Source organism: Caballeronia calidae (genome assembly GCF_900044055.2).
In the GTDB taxonomy this organism is placed as follows: Bacteria; Pseudomonadota; Gammaproteobacteria; order Burkholderiales; family Burkholderiaceae; genus Caballeronia; species Caballeronia calidae.
Window position 1 is genome coordinate 1 of record NZ_FCOX02000339.1, and the last position, 692, is coordinate 692.

Here is a 692-nt window from a genome sequence, read left to right on the forward strand (position 1 = left end):
TACGCCGACTACACGCTGTGGCAACGCGGCTGGCTCACCGGCGCCGAGCTCGAACGCCAGACGCAATACTGGCGCAACCAGCTCGCCGACCTCGCGCCGCTGGACCTGCCCACCGACCGGCCTCGTCCCGCGCAGATCAGCGGACGCGGTGCGACGCTGCCCTTTGCGCTGAGCCCCGATCTGTCCGCGCGCCTGAACGCGCTTGCTCAACGCGAAGGCGTCACGCCCTTCATGCTGCTGCTCGCCGTGTTCCAGACGCTGCTCGCACGCCTTTCCGGCCAGACCGATGTCGCCGTGGGCTCGCCCATCGCCAACCGTACCCACGCGCAGATCGAGCCGCTCATCGGCCTGTTCATCAATACGCTGGTGCTGCGCGCCGATCTCTCGGGCACGCCCTCCTTGCGCTCGCTGCTTGCACAAGTGCGTGACACGACGCTCGCCGCCTACGCCCATCAGGATCTGCCTTTCGAGAAGCTCGTCGAGGCCCTCGCACCGGCTCGCGACACCAGCCGCACGGCGCTGTTCCAGGTCATGTTCGTGTTGCAGAACGCGCCGATGGACGCGCTCGCCTTGCCCGGACTCACGCTGGAGCTGCTGCCCGCGGGCGAAGCCGGTGCCAAGTTCGATCTCACCCTCAGTCTGGCTCAGACTGCCCAGCACGGGCTCGCCGGCCGATTCAGCTACGCCACCGA

At 68.2% G+C, this 692-nt stretch carries 1 protein-coding gene; it reads left to right on the forward strand.

Translation table 11 applies throughout. From position 1 onward, the window contains the following. Window positions 1-692: condensation domain-containing protein (locus AWB78_RS42935; protein ID WP_198399524.1), on the forward strand; the 692-nt coding region annotated here is incomplete at both ends.